This is a genomic window from Streptomyces sp. NPDC038280 (assembly GCF_055600045.1).
Genome location: NZ_JBVJYZ010000006.1, coordinates 47,499 through 62,059, shown reverse-complemented (window position 1 = coordinate 62,059; position 14,561 = coordinate 47,499). Strand labels below are relative to the sequence as shown.

General features: G+C 71.1%; 14 protein-coding genes. 8 read left to right on the top strand and 6 right to left on the bottom strand.

Annotated features, from left to right (window positions below):
* Positions 1 to 36 precede the first annotated feature (36 nt).
* From ACZ7J0_RS15075 to ACZ7J0_RS15065, 3 genes are all read right to left on the bottom strand, one after another.
* Positions 37 to 504, bottom strand: coding sequence for a nuclear transport factor 2 family protein (locus ACZ7J0_RS15075; protein WP_470887424.1), 468 nt, complete (start codon positions 502 to 504; stop codon positions 37 to 39).
* Positions 501 to 1,358, bottom strand: a complete 858-nt coding sequence (gene folP, locus ACZ7J0_RS15070) for a dihydropteroate synthase (RefSeq protein ID WP_470887422.1) — start codon at positions 1,356 to 1,358, stop codon at positions 501 to 503. The genes ACZ7J0_RS15075 and folP overlap by 4 nt, the downstream gene beginning before the upstream one ends.
* Before the next feature lie 61 nt (positions 1,359 to 1,419).
* A complete protein-coding gene (locus ACZ7J0_RS15065) occupies positions 1,420 to 3,264 on the bottom strand; it encodes a phosphatidylglycerol lysyltransferase domain-containing protein (RefSeq protein ID WP_470887421.1) in 1,845 nt (614 codons plus the stop codon).
* Positions 3,265 to 3,435: 171 nt separating this feature from the next.
* On the opposite strand from ACZ7J0_RS15065, the gene ACZ7J0_RS15060 reads away from it, so the two are divergent.
* On the top strand, positions 3,436 to 4,548 hold the full coding sequence (locus ACZ7J0_RS15060) for an alpha/beta hydrolase (protein WP_470887419.1): 1,113 nt from the start codon (positions 3,436 to 3,438) through the stop codon (positions 4,546 to 4,548).
* Here ACZ7J0_RS15060 and ACZ7J0_RS15055 read toward each other — a convergent pair.
* Positions 4,535 to 5,689 carry an ABC transporter ATP-binding protein gene (locus tag ACZ7J0_RS15055; protein ID WP_470887417.1) on the bottom strand — a complete coding sequence of 385 codons (1,155 nt, stop codon included), beginning with the start codon at positions 5,687 to 5,689 and terminating at the stop codon, positions 4,535 to 4,537. The two genes, ACZ7J0_RS15060 and ACZ7J0_RS15055, sit on opposite strands and share 14 nt — an antisense overlap.
* 145 nt (positions 5,690 to 5,834) lie before the next feature.
* On the opposite strand from ACZ7J0_RS15055, the gene ACZ7J0_RS15050 reads away from it, so the two are divergent.
* From ACZ7J0_RS15050 to ACZ7J0_RS15035, 4 genes are all read left to right on the top strand, one after another.
* Positions 5,835 to 6,512: an ABC transporter permease gene (locus ACZ7J0_RS15050; protein WP_470887415.1), complete on the top strand. Its 678-nt coding sequence runs from the start codon at positions 5,835 to 5,837 to the stop codon at positions 6,510 to 6,512.
* Entirely contained in the window at positions 6,512 to 7,261 is a 750-nt protein-coding gene (locus tag ACZ7J0_RS15045; protein ID WP_470887414.1) for an ABC transporter permease, read from the top strand. The genes ACZ7J0_RS15050 and ACZ7J0_RS15045 overlap by 1 nt, the downstream gene beginning before the upstream one ends.
* Positions 7,262 to 7,331: 70 nt before the next feature.
* Positions 7,332 to 8,309 (top strand): ABC transporter substrate-binding protein, encoded by a 978-nt coding sequence (locus tag ACZ7J0_RS15040; RefSeq protein ID WP_470887412.1) that lies wholly within the window; start codon positions 7,332 to 7,334, stop codon positions 8,307 to 8,309.
* 162 nt (positions 8,310 to 8,471) lie between these two features.
* A complete protein-coding gene (locus ACZ7J0_RS15035) occupies positions 8,472 to 9,500 on the top strand; it encodes a coiled-coil domain-containing protein (protein ID WP_470887410.1) in 1,029 nt (342 codons plus the stop codon).
* Between the two features lie 73 nt (positions 9,501 to 9,573).
* Here the strand turns inward: ACZ7J0_RS15035 and ACZ7J0_RS15030 are convergent, their stop codons facing one another.
* Both ACZ7J0_RS15030 and ACZ7J0_RS15025 read right to left on the bottom strand, forming a co-directional pair.
* Positions 9,574 to 10,716: an NADH-quinone oxidoreductase subunit D gene (locus ACZ7J0_RS15030; RefSeq protein WP_468711396.1), complete on the bottom strand. Its 1,143-nt coding sequence runs from the start codon at positions 10,714 to 10,716 to the stop codon at positions 9,574 to 9,576.
* A 28-nt stretch (positions 10,717 to 10,744) separates the two neighbouring features.
* Positions 10,745 to 11,794 (bottom strand): SAM-dependent methyltransferase, encoded by a 1,050-nt coding sequence (locus tag ACZ7J0_RS15025; protein ID WP_470887408.1) that lies wholly within the window; start codon positions 11,792 to 11,794, stop codon positions 10,745 to 10,747.
* Positions 11,795 to 11,890: 96 nt separating this feature from the next.
* Here ACZ7J0_RS15025 and ACZ7J0_RS15020 point away from each other — a divergent pair, with 96 nt between their 5' ends.
* The 3 genes from ACZ7J0_RS15020 (at position 11,891) to ACZ7J0_RS15010 (ending at position 14,493) form a co-directional block, all read left to right on the top strand.
* Positions 11,891 to 13,090, top strand: a complete 1,200-nt coding sequence (locus ACZ7J0_RS15020) for a sensor histidine kinase (RefSeq protein ID WP_470887406.1) — start codon at positions 11,891 to 11,893, stop codon at positions 13,088 to 13,090.
* 99 nt (positions 13,091 to 13,189) lie between these two features.
* Positions 13,190 to 13,867 carry a response regulator transcription factor gene (locus ACZ7J0_RS15015; protein WP_470887404.1) on the top strand — a complete coding sequence of 226 codons (678 nt, stop codon included), beginning with the start codon at positions 13,190 to 13,192 and terminating at the stop codon, positions 13,865 to 13,867.
* A gap of 17 nt (positions 13,868 to 13,884) precedes the next feature.
* Complete coding sequence (locus ACZ7J0_RS15010) at positions 13,885 to 14,493, top strand: AAA family ATPase (RefSeq protein WP_470887402.1); 609 nt, start codon at positions 13,885 to 13,887, stop codon at positions 14,491 to 14,493.
* Positions 14,494 to 14,561: the final 68 nt, after the last annotated feature.

The window sequence follows — 14,561 nt, the reverse complement described above, 5'->3', positions numbered from 1 at the left end:
CCGCCCATGGGGTGCGTCTACCGGCCGCCTACCCACTCAGGCGGCCGTGTCGTCGCCTTCTTCGTCACCCGATTCGGCCAGTACGGGCGAGCCGTGGTGGGACCAGATCCGCCAGCCGTCGGGTGTGCGACGGAACACATTGGTGGCGACCACGAGCTGTCCGACGAGCGGGCCGAGCTCGGCGCCGTCCTCGGCCGGGCCGCCGCTGAGGATGTTCTCGGTGCAGGTGACCAGGGCGGTGTCCCCGGCGAGGGAGACCTGGACATCGGTGAGGAAGAACTGAATGTACTCGGTGTTCGCCATGATCAGGGCGTACGAGCGCAGGACCTCGCCGCGGCCGGTGAGCACCGGCCAGCCGGGGTGGACGCACGAGATCTCGCCCGCGAGATGTCCGTTGTCGTCCAGCCAGAGGTCGGAGATCGCCTCGAAGTCGCCGCGTTCCATCGCCTCGTAGAAGGCGGTGTTGGCGGCCTCGACGGCCTCGGTGTCGGTCGGCCGGGTCACGCGGCTCCCTCGACTGCTCGGGCCACGCGTACGGCGTCGGCGGTGGCCCGGACTTCGTGGACCCGGACGGCCCAGGCGCCCTCGTGGGCGGCGATGGCGGAGACGGCGGCGGTGGCGGCGTCGCGTTCCCGGGCAGGGGGCGGGCCGCTCTGACCTGCGAGTACGTGACCGAGGAAGCGCTTGCGGGAGGCGGCGACGAGCAGCGGCCGGCCCAGTTCGCGCAGCTCGCGGAGGTGGGCGACCAGGGCCAGGTCGTGCGCGGCCTGCTTGGCGAAGCCGAGGCCGGGGTCGACGACGAGCCGCTCGGGGGCGATGCCGCCGTCGATGACGGCCTCCATTCGGGTGCGCAGTTCGCCGACGACCTCGGTGACGACATCGTCGTAGACGGCGAGCTTGTTCATGTCCTGGCTGAATCCGCGCCAGTGCATGACGACGAAGGGGACCTCCGCCGCGGCGACGGCCGGGACCATGCCGGGGTCGGCGAGGCCCCCGCTGACGTCGTTGACGAGCAGGGCCCCGGCCGCGACGGCCTGGGCGGCGACGGAGGCGCGCATGGTGTCGACGGAGACGGTGACGCCCTCGGCCGCCAGGCCGCGTACGACGGGTACGACGCGGCGCAGCTCCTCTTCCTCGTCGACGCGGCTGGCGCCGGGCCGGGTCGATTCGCCGCCGACGTCGATCAGGTCGGCGCCCTCGGCGACCAGGTCGAGGCCGTGTTTGACGGCGGCCGTGGTGTCGAACCAGCGGCCGCCGTCGGAGAAGGAGTCCGGCGTCACATTGACGACTCCCATGACCGCACAGCGATCCCACTCCGGCAGGCCCCAGGCCGTACCCCGTCCGCGCAACGTACTCATATGTCCAGCCTAGGGCCGTCGGTGGCCGGATCACTCCGCGGGCGGGGGCCGGCGGCCCCGGTCAGGCTGCCCGCGCCTCGTGGTCGACGGCCTGCGCGGGGACGATGTGTGCGCAGGGGCGGGACTGGACGGGGGCGCTGCGGCGGGCGAACGGGCGGGGCAGGGCGAGGGTGACGAACCCTTCGGCCTGCATGGCGGCGAAGCCGATGCGGGGCAGGTCACGGCTCTTGCGGTAGACCACGAAACGCGGCTCCCAGCGGGGCTGGAACTTGGCGTTGAACTTGTACAGCGACTCGATCTGGAACCAGCGGGAGAGGAAGACCAGCAGGCCGCGCCAGACGCGCAGGACCGGTCCGGCGCCGATCTTCTCGCCGCGTGCCAGGGCCGCGCGGAACATGGCGAAGTTCAGGGAGACGCGCTCGATGCCGAGGCGCGGGGACTCCTGGAGGGCGGCGACGATGAGCAGCTCGTTCATGCCGGGGTCGGCGGAGCGGTCGCGGCGCATCAGCTCCAGCGACATCCCGTCCTTGCCCCAGGGAACGAAGTGGATGATCGCCTTCAGGTCGCCGTACGGGGAGTTCGTGCCCTCGTCGTCCGCCTTGTGCGCGGTCGCGATGACGGCGTCGCCGTCGCCGGGGTCGCCGATCCGGCCGAGGGCCATGGAGAAGCCCCGCTCGGTGTCGGTGCCGCGCCAGTCGGCGGCCGCGCGCCGTATCCGCTCCAGCTCTCCTTCGGAGAGTTCACGGACGCGCCGGACCCGCGTCTCGTAACCATTGCGCTCGATGCGCTTCACCATCTGGCGAACGTTCCGCATGGCGCGCCCGGAGAGGGAGAAATCCGCGACGTCGACCACCGCCTCGTCGCCGAGTTCCAGCGCGTCCAGGCCGGTCTCGCGGGTCCAGACCTCGCCTCCGGTCTCGGAGCAGCCCATGACGGCGGGGGTCCAGGAGTGGGCCTTGGCCTCGTCCATGAACCGTTCGATGGCTCCGGGCCAGGCCTCGACGTCGCCGATCGGGTCGCCGCTGGCGAGCATGACGCCGGAGACGACGCGGTAGCAGACGGCCGCCTTGCCGCTCGGGGAGAAGACGACGCCCTTGTCGCGGCGGAGCGCGAAGTGGCCGAGGGAGTCGCGGCCGCCGTGCTTGGCGAGCAGTTCGCGCAGTCGGGTCTCGTCGTCCTCGGTAAGCCGGGCGGCCGGGTGCTCGGGGCGGAAGGCCAGGTAGATGGTGGTGACGGCGGTCAGCAGTCCGAGCGCGCCGAGCGAGTAGCCGACGGTCCAGTCGACGTTGCCGGAGTAGCTGACCGGGCCCTCGACTCCGAAGAGCCCGTACAGGACGTGCTCCAGCCGGTCGGCGATGCCGGGGTTGCCGACGACGCGGCGCGGGTGCGCGCTGACGATGACCAGACCGAGGGAGATCGATCCGGCGCCCATGAGGACGAAGTTGGCGAGGGCCTTCCAGCGGCTGCGCGGGTCGGGCAGGGCGGCGAACTCGCCGCGGTGCCGCAGCAGCAGCGTGAGGAGGACGAGGGAGAACAGGGCGCCGATGATCGAGTGGCGGTAGATGAACTGGGCCGCCGCCCCCGCCGGCAGCAGGATCACGGCCGCGCGCCAGGCGCGGCGCTTATGGCGCTTGAGGCCGTGGGCGAGCAGCAGGAGCAGCACGCCCGCGCTGAGGGAGAGGGCCGCGGAGAGCGGGCTCAGGGTCCCCGGCAGCACTTCGGCGAAGGCGTGCATGCGGCTGGCGCGGAAGCGGGGGAAGACCCCGGCCGCGATGTCGATCAGGCCGATGAAAGTGCAGGCCGTCCCGACCAGTGCGGGGACCACTTCCGGTCGCGGTCCGCGCAGTATCCGGCGCACCTGATCCGGAACCAATCCTGTTTTGTCCCCATCTACCGTGACAGACATCGCTTCCCGTGGCTCCGCGAGAGAATTCTTGGAGTCCGGCCCACCGGCCGCCGTGCGTGGCAGGGGCCGAACCGGACGTTTTGCGCTCTCTAGGACGGCACTTCCGGGGAGTGGGTTCACTCGCTCTCAGGAAATTCTCAAGCAACTCAAGGCAGAAAGCTCAATCGACTCATGGGTCTCACCAGCAATACAGTCCTGGCGCTGGCCATCGTGCTGGCCGTGGTGCTCTTCGCCACCACGATCTGGCTCTGGCCGCGGCTCTCGGGCCGCACCTGGCGCGCGGTGCTGGGCCGGGTGGGCCTGCTGCTGGCGACCCAGGTGGCGCTGTTCGCCTCGGTCGGTTTCGCGGCCAACAACTCGTTCCTCTTCTACGGGTCGTGGGCCGACCTCTTCGGCCAGGAGCAGGAGCTGGGCGTGGTCGTGGACCACTCGGCGGGGGCCAGGGACGTCAAGGTGGTGGCCACGCAGAAGGTCGACGTGCCGGGGGGCGGCCGGCCGGCGACCGGCGGCCAGATCCAGAAGGTCGTCATAGCGGGTGAGAAGTCGAAGATCGACAGCCCCGCGTACGTCTATCTGCCGCCGGAGTACTTCCAGCCGCAGTACGCGAAGAGGACCTTTCCGGCTGCTGTCGTCCTGACCGGCTACCCGGGCACCGCCGAGAACCTGCTCAAGGGCCTGAAGTATCCGAAGACCGCCTTCCACCAGGCCAAGGCGGGGAAGACGCAGCCGATGATCCTGGTCATGATGCGGCCGACGGTGGCCCCGCCGCGCGACACCGAGTGCGTGGACGTCCCCGGCGGCCCGCAGACCGAGACGTTCTTCGCGAAGGACCTGCCGAAGGCCGTCTCGGAGTCGTACCGGATCGGCAGGGCGGCGCGGAACTGGGGCTTCATCGGCAATTCGACCGGCGGCTACTGCGCGCTCAAGATCGCCCTGCACCACCCGGAGCAGTTCACCGCGGGCGTCGGGCTCTCCGCGTACTACAAGGCCGCCGAGGACGTGACCACCGGCGATCTCTTCCACGGCGACAGGAAGAAGCGCAACCGGGCCAACCTGCTGTGGTCCCTGGACCACCTGCCCCAGGGCCCGTCGTCCTTCCTGGTCACCACGTCGAAGCAGGGCGAGGGCAATCTGAAGGGGACCCTGGCCTTCGTCTCCAAGGTGAGGAAGCCCGCGCGCGTCTCCTCGATCACCCTCGACAGCGGGGGTCACAACTTCAACACCTGGAACCGGGAGATCCCGCCGGCACTCGAGTGGATCAGCGGCCGGCTCAGCGCGAGCTGACTGATTCCAGCGCCACCTCCGCGCGGGCGATGTCCTGGGCGTCCGCGTCGATGGAGCGGCGCAGCGCCTCGTGGAGCCGGGCCGGGGTCAGTACGCCAAGGAAGCGGCCGGTCTCCTCGCGGTCGATGACGGCGATCCAGCCCGCGTCGTGCTGGAGCATGGTCGAGAAGGCCTGCTTGAGGGACGCGCCGACGGGCAGCCAGGCCTCCATGCGACGGGCGTGTGCGCGTACGGTCCCGCCCGAGGGGGCGGCCGCGGCCTGTTCGGCGGAGATCCAGCCGTGCAGATTGTCGTCGGCGTCGAGGACGACCGCCCAGCGTGAGCCGAGGTCCCGGGGCAGCGGGTCGTCGAGATGGACGACGGGGGGCTGTTCGAGGTCGCCGGTCTCGATCGGGGTGACGGACAGGCGCTTGAGCCCCCGGTCAGCGCCGACGAAGTCCGCGACATACGGGGTGGCGGGCGCTCCGAGCACCGTGGCGGGGGCGTCGAACTGCTCGATCCTGCCGTGGCCGTATACGGCGATGCGGTCGCCGAGCCGGACGGCTTCCTCGATGTCGTGGGTGACAAAGAGGACGGTCTTATTGACCTGGGACTGGAGTTTCAGGAACTCGTTCTGCAGGTGCTCACGGACGACCGGGTCGACCGCGCCGAACGGCTCGTCCATGAGGAGGACCGGCGGGTCGGCCGCCAGCGCCCTCGCCACACCGACGCGCTGGCGCTGGCCGCCGGAGAGCTGCTCGGGGTAGCGGTCGCCGTACGTCCTCGGGTCGAGGCCCACCAGGTCGAGGAGTTCGGCGGCGCGCTCGCGGGCCTTGGCGCGGCTGACGCCGAGGAGATGCGGCACGGTCGCGGTGTTGTCGAGGACGGTCTTGTGGGGGAAGAGGCCGACCTGCTGGATGACATAGCCGATCCGGCGGCGCAGCCGTACCGGGTCGATGGCGGCAATGTCCTCGCCACCGAGGTATACGCGGCCCTCGGAGGGCTCGATGAGGCGGTTGACCATCTTCATCGTGGTCGTCTTGCCGCAGCCGGAAGGACCGACGAGCGTGACCAGTTCACCCTCGGCGACCTCGAAGGAGAGGTCGTCCACGGCGGTCGTGCCGTCGGCGTACCGCTTCGTCACGTTCTCGAATCGGATCATGGTTCCCCATTGTGGCCGGTGGGACGGGGGAGTGTGTGAAGGCCATGTTGCCGCACCGTGGCGGGCCTCGGCGATTGTCAGTGGTCGGGGATAGGGTCGGTTTCCAGTCGAACAGCGGATCGGTCCGTGGTGGGGGGGTGGGCACATGAGCTGTCTGGCGACGAACGACTGGATCTGCGGGGAGTACCTCCGCACCCGTAGCCAGGAGTTGACCGACGCGACGCTCCAGCATGTCGGGATCACGGTGGTGTCGGTGCTGATCGGGCTGGTGATCGCCGTGCCGCTCGCGCTCGTCGCCCGGGCGCGGCCGCGGTTCGCGGGACCGGTCCTGGGCCTGACGACCGTGCTCTACACGATTCCCTCGCTGGCGATGTTCTCGTTGCTGCTGCCGTTCTTCGGGCTCTCGGCGGCGCTCGTGGTGACCGGCCTCGTGCTGTATTCGCTGACGATTCTCGTGCGGAACATGCTGGCGGGCCTGGAGGCGGTGCCCGCCGAGGCGCGGGAGGCCGCGCACGGGATGGGCTATGGGCCCGCCCGGCTCCTGTGGGAGGTAGAACTCCCTCTCGCGCTGCCCGCGCTGATGGCCGGCATCCGGATGGCGACGGTGTCGACGATCGCGCTGACGACCGTGGGCTCCATCGTGGGCCGGGGCGGTCTGGGCAATCTCATCGAGGACGCGCTGCCGAGTTTCTTCAAGGCGCAGGTGCTGGCCGCCTCGGTGCTGTGCGTTTTGCTCGCCGTCGTCGCGGACCTCCTGCTGCTGGGGGTCCAGCGGTTGCTGACGCCCTGGACTCGCGTACGTGCCGCCGAGGGGAGCGGCTGATGGGGGTCCTGGGCGAGGCCTGGAGCTGGCTGAGCAGCGGCGCCAACTGGTCGGGGGAGGGCGGCGTCTGGAACCGGCTCGGCGAGCATGTGTACGTGAGCGGGGTGGCGCTGGCCGTCGCCTGTCTGATCGCTCTGCCGCTCGGGCTGTTCCTGGGCCATCTCGGCAGGGGCGGCACACTGGCGATCAATGTGTCCAACGTGGGGCGGGCGATACCCGTCTTCGCGGTCCTCGCCCTCTTCATGGTGTCGCCGCTGCGCAACGCCGGCTATCTGCCCACGGTGATCGCGCTGGTGCTGTTCGCCGTGCCACCGCTGCTGACCAACGCGTACGTGGGGATGCGGGAGGTGGACCGGGCGGTCGTGGAGGCCGCGCGGGGGATGGGGATGTCGGGGCGCCAGCTCTTCCTCCGGGTCGAACTGCCCCTGGCCCACCCCCTGATCATGACCGGGCTCCGCTCGGCGGCGGTCCAGGTCGTCGCGACGGCGACCATCGCCGCGATGGTCGGCCAGGGCGGCCTCGGCCGGATCATCACCGCCGGCTTCAACACGTACAACACGGCGCAGGTGGTCGCGGGCGCGGTGCTCGTGGCCCTGCTCGCCCTCCTGGTGGAGGCGGCACTGGTGGTGGTCGACCGGCTCTTCAGCCCGGTGCGCTCCTCCCCGCGCCCGCTCTCCTCCCCGCGCCGGCCCTCCACCCGGTCCTCTGCGACGGGACCCGGCCGCAAGGTGCCCACCGCGGGACCGTGAACCCTCCGACAGACCGACGACCGATGGCTGAAGCCCTAGCGGCTGAGACGTATGACTGGATGGTGAGCTCGTGAGCAGGATCTCGCGTATCGCGGGTGCGGTACTGGGCGTTGCGGCGCTGACGGCGGGTCTCGCCGCGTGCGGCGGCGACAGCCTGGAGAAGGAGAAGTCCGGTGGCTCGTCCGGTACCGGCGACGGCGAGAAGGGTTCGCTCGTCATCGGCGCGGCGGCCTTCACCGAGTCGAAGGTCCTGGCGGAGCTGTATGCGCAGGTCCTCGCCGACGCCGGCTATGGCACGTCGATCACCACGGTGAAGAACCGCGAACTGTACGAGCCGTCGCTGGAGAAGGGCGACATCGACGTCGTACCGGAATACGCCGCCACGATCGCGGAATTCCTGAACGCGAAGGTGAACGGCCCGAAGGCGCCGGAAGAGAAGCCGGTCGCCTCCGGTAACGCGGCCGCCACCGTCGAGGCGCTGAAGAAGCTCGCCGAACCGCGTGGTCTGAAGGTGCTGACCGTCGGAGAGGCCGTCGATCAGAACGCGTTCGCGGTGACCAAGGAATTCGCCGAGAAGAACAAGCTCACGACGCTTTCCGATCTCGGCAGGTCGAAGCTGAAGGTGAAGATCGCCGCGGCCGACGAATGCTCGATACGGCCGTACTGCGCGCCCGGTCTCAAGAAGACGTACGGCATCGACGTCACAGGAGTCGACCCGAAGGGTGTCGGTACGCCGCAGTCCAAGCAGGCCGTCAAGGACGGGGTGGACCAGCTGGTGCTGACGACCACCACGGACGCCACCCTCGACTCCTTCGGGCTGGTGTTCCTCCAGGACGACAAGAAGCTGCAGAATGCCGACAATGTGCTGCCCGTCGTCAATGCGAAGGACGCCGGGGCGCCCGGGATAGCCGCCGCTCTGGACAAGCTCACCAAGACGCTGACGACCGCCGATCTCGTCGCGTTGAACCGCAAGGTGGACGCGGAGCGGGCCAAGCCGCAGGACGTCGCGAAGGAGTACCTGAAGTCCAAGGGGCTGATCAAGAAGTAAGGGAGCGGCTAAGGGGAGTCGGCCCGCGCGGGTAAGAGCAGTCGGCCCGCGCGGGGAGGCGACGCAGTTCGTTGCCCGTCGTTCCGCTTGTTGCCGACAAGTGAGCAAGAGAATGCCGGGCCGACACCCCATACGGCGCCTACGCACGGTAAATTTCAGGCCATGCCACGTGGACGCCACCGCCATTCCCCACCTCTCCACAGGCTCCTGCCGCCCTCCGCGGTCGCCGGAGCTTCGGTTCTCTGTGCCGCCGGCGCCTGGCTGTTCGCCGATCCGGTCCTGCTCCGGGTGCTGGTCGCCGCCGCGGCGGGCGCCGCGGTCACCGGCGCCGTCCTCATGCGCAGCTGGGACCGCAGCGCCGGCCGCAAGGTCGCGGAGCTGACGCGCGCGCGGCTCGGCGACGAGTGGAAGACCGAGGAGCGCATAGCCGAACTCGAGGCGGACATCGAGGAGTCCCGCGAGCTGCGGGCCAGGCTCGACGCCAAGCTGCGCGCCAAGCGGGTGGAGTTGGCCGCGCTGCGCGGGGAGCACGCGGCGCTGCTGCGCCGGTACGCCACCGCGGAGACCGAGCGGGCCAGCGCCCTCGAGGGCCGCAGGCAGCTCGCCCTGGAGGCGGCCGCCCCCGCCAAGGCGCTGACGGCGGGCGGTTCCACGCCGTCGCCGGCCGCGTATCTGCAGGCGGCGAAGGCGCTGGAGAACCTCACGCGGAACGCGGCGGCCCAGGAGGCCCGGCGCACCACCGAGGAGGCGAGGCGCCGCGACCTGGCCGAGCGGGCACGGGAGGCGGAGGAGCCGCAGGGGAAGCACGCGGCGGTCAGCGCCCCGACACAGCCGGGCGGTGCCTCGGCGCACAGCGCTCCGGGCGGGTCGGAGCAGCACGCCCGGCCCATGTCGGCGCTGCCCGCCGTCCGTGTCGTCCCGGCCGCCACGGCGATCGTGCCGTACGCCGCCCAGCGCCGTCCCGCCCCGCGCCCGGAGGGAGGCTTCGACTTCTTCGGTACGCAGAAGAAGGCGGCGGCCGCCATCGAGGCGGTGGCGCAGGAGGACCTCGCCGATGTGGTGGGCGAGGAGGCCCTCGCCGTCCACACGCGCTCCGAGGAACGGGCGGTCGGCCAGGTCATCGACCTGACCGCGCATGACGAGACCGAGCAGATCGACGTGGTCGAGCTGCGCGGGGCCGTGAACTCCTGAACCGGGCCCCTCAGCCTCCGAACCTCCCGGCCGTCCGGGCCGGGAACTTCCGGGTCTTCGCCGTCGGATCCGGCTACTTGTCGATGTCGCCGACGACGAAGAAGAGCGAGCCCAGGATCGCCACCATGTCCGCGACCAGCGTGCCGGGCAACAGCTCGGTCAGCGCCTGGATGTTGTTGTACGACGCCGAGCGCAGCTTGAGGCGGTACGGAGTCTTCTCGCCCTTGGAGACCAGGTAGTAGCCGTTGATGCCGAGGGGGTTCTCGGTCCACGCGTAGGTGTGGCCCTCGGGTGCCTTGAGCACCTTCGGCAGCCGCTGGTTGATCGGGCCGGGCGGCAGCTCCGCGATCCGGTCCAGGCAGGCGTCCGCCAGATCGAGGGCGTTGTGCGTCTGGTCGAGCAGGCACTCGAAGCGGGCCAGGCAGTCGCCCTCCTCGCGGGTGACGACCTTCAGTACGTCCGCCAGCTCCCCGTACGCGAGGTACGGCTCGTCGCGGCGCAGGTCGAAGTCGACTCCGGAGGCGCGGGCGATCGGCCCGCTCACCCCGTAGGCGTGCACGGTCTCGGCGGCCAGGACGCCCACACCGCGCGTGCGGCCGCGGAAGATCTCGTTGCCGAGAACCAGCCGGTCGTACACGTCCATCCGGGAGCGGAGGGCGGCGACGGCTTCACGGGCGCGGCCCGTCCAGCCGGCCGGGAGGTCCTCCTTGAGGCCGCCGACCCGGTTGAACATGTAGTGCATCCGGCCGCCGGATACCTCCTCCATGACGTGCTGGAGGTCCTCGCGCTCGCGAAAAGCGTGGAAGATCGGGGTGATTCCGCCCAGTTCAAGGGGGTACGACCCCAGGAACATCAGGTGGTTGAGGACCCGGTTCAGTTCGGCGAGCAGGGTGCGCGTCCAGACCGCCCGCTCGGGGACCTCCATGCCCAGCATCCGCTCGACCGCCATGACCACACCGAGTTCGTTGGAGAACGCGGACAGCCAGTCGTGGCGGTTGGCCAGCATCACGATCTGCCGGTAGTCCCGCGCCTCGAAGAGCTTCTCGGCGCCACGGTGCATATAGCCGATGACCGGCTCGGCGTGCCGGATCACCTCGCCGTCCAGAACCAGGCGCAGGCGGAGCACGCCATGGGTGGAGGGATGCTGGGGGCCGATGTTGAGCACCATGTCGGTGCTCTCCGCCGCGCCGCCGATGCCGACCGTGGTCTCCGTCATGCCGGACAGTATCCCTCGCCGGTACGCGCTATTCCGTGCCGGGTGGGACGGGTGCGGCGGGCGCCCCGGACGCGGAGGGTCCCCTGGACGCCCCCGGGGCGCCGGACACCCGTTGCATCAGCCAGGTGAAATCCCCGAGGCCGCCCCTCGCCGTCAGCTCCGCCGCCTCACCCGCCGCCGACAGCGCCCGCACGTACGCCGCCGGGTCGGAGGAGGCGAGCGCCAAGGGCGGCCGGCCCCCGGTCACGCCGAGGCCGGCCAGCGCCTCCCGCTGGGACAGCAGCTCGGTGCCGGGCAGCGCGACGGCCGCCGCGCACGCGTCCAGGGCCACATGGGAGGTCAGGTCGCAGCTCCCGTCCGGGACCGGTCGCACCTCTCGCCCGTCCCGGAAACCGGTCAGCGTCCCGAACGGCGGCCTGGCCTCCCGGACGTGCGCGTAGTCGACAGCGACGGCCAGGCCCTCGTCCAGCGCGGCGACCGCCGCCGCCCAGGCCTCGTCGCGCGGACGCCCGATCTCGGCCCGCTCACCGGGCTCCCCCAGCGGCCACCACCTCTCCAGCCAGCGGGCGTCCGGGCCGGTGATCGGGGCGCCGAGCCGCTCGGTGCCGTCGGCCCGCACCTCGACGTACCGGGGCGCGCCCGCGTCGTCGGCCTGGGCGATGTCCACCGGCACGTTGTCCAGCCACTCGTTGGAGAAGAGCAGCCCGCGCACCGCGACGGGCGGCCGGTCGCTCCAGGCGATGCGCGGGTCGAGGCCCTCGGGACGGCCGGCCCGTTCCACGGCGTGGGCCCGGACCCGCAGTCCGGGGTCCACCTCCGCCAGCACCCCGGTCAGCAGCTCCCCGCGGCCCGCGCCCACGTCCACCAGCGCGATCTCGTCTCCGCCGATCTCCCGCGCGACCCGCTCCAGCAGCCGGGCGACGGCGGAGGCGAAGAGCCGGGACGCGTGGACGGACGTGCGGAAGTGGCCGGCCGGTCCCTCGGGCCGCAGATAGAAGCCGTCAGGCCCGTACAACGCCGTCTCGGCGGCCTGCCGCCAGCCGTTCCACTCCGCGGACTTACACGAATCATCCGTCACGGGCACCAGTCTCCACCTTGCGGAGTACGCCTCCGGTGACGGGATCGCCCCTCCGGTTGACCCATGCACCTATCGGCCTTCCCTACGCTTGGTCACGTGCAGAGCCTCTACGACTTCCTCCGCAGACACCCGACGGGCGTCGACACCTTCTGGGCCGTCGTCCTTCTCGGGTTCTCCATGCTGTGGGTGATCTCGAAGGCTCCCGCGGCCGAACCCGTCGCCGGCCATGTGAGCGTCGCCCTGCTGCTCTCCCTCGTCGTCGCCCTGCGCCGCCGCGCGCCCGAGCGGATGCTGCTCCTCGGGGCGGCCGTGGGAGTCGCCCAGCTCGCGCTGGACATCGTGCCGACCATCGCGGACTTCGCGATGCTCGTGATCATCTACACGGTGGCCGCCCACGACGGCCCGCGCTGGGCGTCGAGAGTGGCGCTGGCGGGCGGGCTCAGCGCCGCGACCCTGTCGCAGCTGCGCTGGCACGAGAGCGGCATGGGCATCGGGTCCAAGATCTTCTTCTCCATGATCATGACCGTGCCGTTCGCCCTCGCCTGGGTGCTCGGCGACTCGGTGCGCACCCGGCGCGCCTACTTCGCGCAGCTGGAGGAGCGGGCCTCGCGGCTGGAGCGGGAGCGCGAGGCGCAGGCGAAGGTCGCCGTGGCCGCCGAGCGCGCCCGCATCGCCCGCGAACTGCACGACGTCGTCGCCCACAACGTGTCCGTGATGGTGGTGCAGGCCGACGGCGCCGCGTACGTCCTGGACGCCGCGCCCGACCAGGCCAAGCAGGCGCTGGAGACGATCTCCAGCACCGGCCGGCAGGCACTCGCCGAGATGCGCCGGCTCCTCGGCATCCTGCGCACCGGCGAACACCAGGAGGCCGGGGAGTACGTCCCCCAGCCCGACGTCGAGCAGATCGGGGACCTCGTCGAGCAGGTCCGGGTCTCGGGCCTCACCGTCGACTTCAAGATCGAGGGGACGCCGCGGCCGCTGCCGAGCGGGGTCGAGCTCACCGCGTACCGGATCGTGCAGGAAGCCCTCACCAACACCCGCAAGCACGGCGGCCCGGAAGCGGGCGCGAGCGTGCGGCTGGTGTACTTCGACGACGGACTCGGCCTCCTGGTCGAGGACGACGGCCGCGGGGCGACCCACGAGATGTACGAGGACGGCGGCGCCGACGGTCGCGGCCACGGCCTGATCGGGATGCGGGAGCGGGTCGGCATGGTCGGCGGCACGCTGGACGCGGGACCGCGGCCCGGCGGCGGCTTCCGGATCAGCGCCCTGCTTCCGCTCAAGGCCGCCCACTAGTCCGCCCGGAGCCGCACCCGCCCGAACCCTTCAGCCCAGCCCCAGCCCCAGCGCCAGCCCAGGCCGGCCCCGCCGCACCCGATCCCGAGGACCCCTGACATGACGATCCGCGTGATGCTCGTCGACGACCAGATGCTGCTGCGTACCGGTTTCCGTATGGTGCTGGCCGCCCAGCCGGACATGGAGGTCGTCGCCGAGGCGGGCGACGGCGTCGAGGCCATCCAGAACCTCCGCTCCACCAGCGTGGACGTCGTACTCATGGACGTCCGCATGCCGAAGCTCGACGGCGTCGAGGCCACCCGCCGCATCTGCGCCGAGCCGGACGCCCCCAAGGTCCTGATCCTGACCACCTTCGACCTCGACGAGTACGCCTTCTCGGGTCTGAAGGCGGGCGCGAGCGGCTTCATGCTCAAGGACGTGCCGCCGTCCGAACTGCTCGGCGCGATCCGGTCGGTGCACAGCGGCGACGCGGTCGTCGCGCCGTCCACGACGCGGCGCCTGCTCGACCGCTTCGCGCCGATGCTGCCTTCGAGTGGCAAGGAGCCCCAGCACGCGTCACTCGCGAAGCTGACCGAACGGGAGCGGGAGGTCATGATGCTGGTCGCGCAGGGCCTGTCGAACGGCGAGATCGCGGCGCGTCTCGTCCTCTCCGAAGCGACCGTCAAGACCCATGTGGGGCGCATCCTCACGAAGTTGGATCTCCGGGACCGGGTGCAGGTCGTCGTGCTCGCCTACGAGACGGGCCTCGTTCGGGCGGGCGGCGGAGCGGCCTCCTGATCGGGCATCCTGGTCCGATGCTGCTGTGGATCAACGGCCCTTTCGGGGGCGGCAAGACCCAGACCGCGTACGAGCTCCGGCGGCGGCTGCCGGGCAGTGTCGTGTGCGATCCGGAGCACGTCGGATTCGGCCTGCACCGGATGCTGCCGCGCGAACTGCGCGGTGACTTCCAGGATCTGCGGGCCTGGCGGGAGGGGGTGTACGAGGTGCTGGACCTGGCGCTGCGCGAGCACCGCGGCGGGCCGGTGATCGCCCCCATGACGCTGGTGGACCCCGGGTACTTCCAGGAGATCGTCGGGCGGCTGCGCACCGAGGCGGGGCACGAAGTGCACCACTTCGCGCTGCTCGCGGAGCGCGAGACGGTCCTGCGGCGACTGACCGAGCGGGGTCTGGGGCGCGGTCTGAAGCGCGAGAGCTTCGCGGTGCGCAAGCTGGACCACTGCCTGGAGCGGCTGAGCGGACCGGAGTTCGCCGAGCACATCCGTACGGACCGGCTGGGCATCCCCCAGGTCGCCGAAGCGGTGGCGCGCTCGGCCGGTCTGCGACTGCTGCCGAACGAGGACGGGCGGCTGCGCCACCGGCTGCGGCGCATCCGGGTGGGCCTCGCCCACATCCGCTTCGACTGAGACGCAGGCGAGGAGCGGGACGGCGAGGAGCGGGACGGCGACGAGGGACGGCGACGAGGGACGGTGGC

Coding starts and splice junctions, on each gene's coding strand:
- ACZ7J0_RS15030 (WP_468711396.1), bottom strand. CDS start 10,716: ATGACGGAGACCACGGTCGGCATCGGCGGCGCGGCGGAGAGCACCGAC.
- ACZ7J0_RS15050 (WP_470887415.1), top strand. CDS start 5,835: ATGAGCTGTCTGGCGACGAACGACTGGATCTGCGGGGAGTACCTCCGC.
- ACZ7J0_RS15015 (WP_470887404.1), top strand. CDS start 13,190: ATGACGATCCGCGTGATGCTCGTCGACGACCAGATGCTGCTGCGTACC.
- ACZ7J0_RS15035 (WP_470887410.1), top strand. CDS start 8,472: ATGCCACGTGGACGCCACCGCCATTCCCCACCTCTCCACAGGCTCCTG.
- ACZ7J0_RS15060 (WP_470887419.1), top strand. CDS start 3,436: ATGGGTCTCACCAGCAATACAGTCCTGGCGCTGGCCATCGTGCTGGCC.
- folP (WP_470887422.1), bottom strand. CDS start 1,358: ATGAGTACGTTGCGCGGACGGGGTACGGCCTGGGGCCTGCCGGAGTGG.
- ACZ7J0_RS15045 (WP_470887414.1), top strand. CDS start 6,512: ATGGGGGTCCTGGGCGAGGCCTGGAGCTGGCTGAGCAGCGGCGCCAAC.
- ACZ7J0_RS15010 (WP_470887402.1), top strand. CDS start 13,885: ATGCTGCTGTGGATCAACGGCCCTTTCGGGGGCGGCAAGACCCAGACC.
- ACZ7J0_RS15055 (WP_470887417.1), bottom strand. CDS start 5,689: ATGATCCGATTCGAGAACGTGACGAAGCGGTACGCCGACGGCACGACC.
- ACZ7J0_RS15065 (WP_470887421.1), bottom strand. CDS start 3,264: ATGTCTGTCACGGTAGATGGGGACAAAACAGGATTGGTTCCGGATCAG.